Annotated in this window: 4 protein-coding genes; all 4 read right to left on the bottom strand. The window is 41.3% G+C overall.

Going from position 1 to position 2,369, the window contains the following annotated elements:
- Positions 1-291: 291 nt before the first annotated feature.
- A complete protein-coding gene (locus A3766_RS21035) occupies positions 292-735 on the bottom strand; it encodes a hypothetical protein (protein ID WP_068510921.1) in 444 nt (147 codons plus the stop codon).
- Positions 736-830: 95 nt separating this feature from the next.
- Positions 831-1,097, bottom strand: a complete 267-nt coding sequence (locus A3766_RS21030; RefSeq protein ID WP_068510923.1) for a hypothetical protein — start codon at positions 1,095-1,097, stop codon at positions 831-833.
- Between the two features lie 100 nt (positions 1,098-1,197).
- A complete protein-coding gene (locus A3766_RS21025) occupies positions 1,198-1,506 on the bottom strand; it encodes a hypothetical protein (RefSeq protein ID WP_068510925.1) in 309 nt (102 codons plus the stop codon).
- A gap of 225 nt (positions 1,507-1,731) precedes the next feature.
- On the bottom strand, positions 1,732-2,369 hold a 638-nt coding region (locus A3766_RS21020; RefSeq protein WP_068642933.1), incomplete at its 5' end, for an ABC transporter substrate-binding protein.

Here is a 2,369-nt window from a genome sequence, read left to right as displayed (position 1 = left end):
CAGGCACCACGACGTAATAAGTAAGGTTGGATAGGTTAACGCGTCGCGTTAGCAACCCACGAATACCAGCATGATCACCGTCGAAATTACTTGCTTCATCTGATGCGTTGACGCTTCCCTAACGGGAAGAATGTTAATTAAAAAGAAAGGCTCTGGCCGAGGTTCCGGCAGGATTTTGTGCGGGCCTCTTGACGTGGGGAGTCATACCAACGCCTTTAGCTGCGGCGAGCGATAGCGAGTCCAGCCCCGGGGCCTTTTCCGGGGCGAGGCAGGCTAAACTTGTTAGCTGATTTAATTTTCGGACCAATCCCATTTTACTATTTTGGATTGATACCCTGTACCAATGGTACTGCAGCTTTTAGCTAAGACTTGTTTATTTTTTATTGACCATACATGTTCTTGGCAAGGAGGCAAAAACATCAGCTCTATTACTCCATAACCCGCCCAACTAATTAAGCCAGTAGCTGCTGCACTTAAAGCGATACCAGAACCCAAAGCTTTTTCGCCCCATAGATTTTCCGTACTTTGGGGCTCTCCCCAAAGGCTTTTAGCATCATCTAATGGAATGCTAATTCGTGGTTCAGAGAATAAACCATCCTGAGGTTGTAACTCGATATGCTGACTTTGTAGTTCACTTAAACTTTTGCCGTAATCGTAATCTCCAATTTCGGTCTTTACCATTGAACTACAACCTGACAATAAGGCTAAAACTGCAATAACAAATATGTGCTTCAATTTAACTCCTTTTTTACAGCTAACGCCTTTAGCTGCGGCGAGCGATAGCGAGTCCAGCCCCGGGGATTTTTCCGGGGCGAGGCAGGCTAAACTTGTTAGGCTTTTTTATTCGCATATTTCTCGGCTACTTTTTCAGATAATTCAAGAATGGTATTGGAAGCACTCTGATAGGTATAAGGTCCATCCGGGCGATAATATTTTGCTTCTCTTGAGCTAATGGTCCAGTAGATTTTTTTAATGCCCAAAGTTGAACATAGATTCTGCATGGTAAGCTCAAGTTTCTTTCCTTGTGGAACATTTGTTCTGGCAGTTGTTGTGCCAAAATAACCTGTCCCAGTATCTCTTACTATCTCGACTTTCATAGCATCTCCATGAGCCTAACGCCGCAATAAAGGGCGAGCGGCGCGCAGCAGAGCGAGTCCAGCCCACGGGCCCTTTCGTGGGCGATCTTTGATTGCCTGGTTATATTTCATTTGCTACGAGATTAGATTTAACCTTGCCAGAAATTACCAATTTATAAAATACAAACTCAGCGACTAAGCCTGAAAATATTGCCGCTGCAACTGCTATACCCCCGCTAGCAGTTGCCTTTGCTACAGCAGCTAAAACTAAAAACGCTAATGGTAAAGTAATAACAACAGCTATAAGAGCGTGAAAACCATTTATGCGTATTATTTCTTTACAGCCACTGCATTTGATACGCATGGGGTTTGATGACTTTAGCAGATTCATAAAGCCAAACTTTTTGGAGCAAGATGGGCAATTACTCACTATTAGTTTCCTTGTATATTGAACAGTGACAGTGTTTAAAAAATATAACGCCGCGTTAACCGGAGGAGTAATGATGGCAGTTTTTGTGCGTATTTTTGCACAAAAGGTGTCAGCATTACGGAGTCCGTGTTGAACGCCTGGTTAAGTGTTTCCATGTACAAACAAGCTGTACCCACCGCCCCTAATTTCATGGCCACCCAAAAAAACAGTTGCACCAGACTTTTTCTATTTCGGCGGTTTTAATAGAGAATATTTAAGTAGCAAATGATCTAATTTGCCAGAACTCTTAAGTTCTTTTAAACCCTTTGATAGAATATTTGCATAAAGTTTTGCGTTACGTTTTTTCGGAGAAAAAGCGATATATATGTCTTCTTTTGAAGCAACCCCTGCTGATTTGATATCTTCATACGAATTAAGGCCTGTCAAATAGTTTAGCACTATATTAGATTCCTCTACGAAAGCATCAATCCTATCTATTTTAAGTAATTCAACTAGACGGCTAAAAGCATCATCACCATGAAGAATAGTTAAACGTGCGATATTCGCTTGGTTTGGCTCAATATATTCCTTAAGAAGGCTGCCATAAGAGTAATTCTTTATAGCACCAAGGTTGATATTCTGTAATGACTTAAACCCACTAAAACGCCAATCAGATGTGTTTTTCACATAGAAAACATGTTCAATGCTATACAAAGGTTCATCTGGAAAAATGAAATCAGGTGTTTCATCTCTACCCGTACCAATAATTCCATCATAGTCACCATTACGGACAGTCAAAATTGAACGAATCCAGGGCCTAACGATATAATTTATCTTATACCCCTCCTGCGAAAAGGAATAATTTGCAATCTCTACCAAAAGGC

It is taken from the genome of Oleiphilus sp. HI0132, from assembly GCF_001635845.1.
This window is presented reverse-complemented; position numbering and strand designations above follow the sequence as displayed.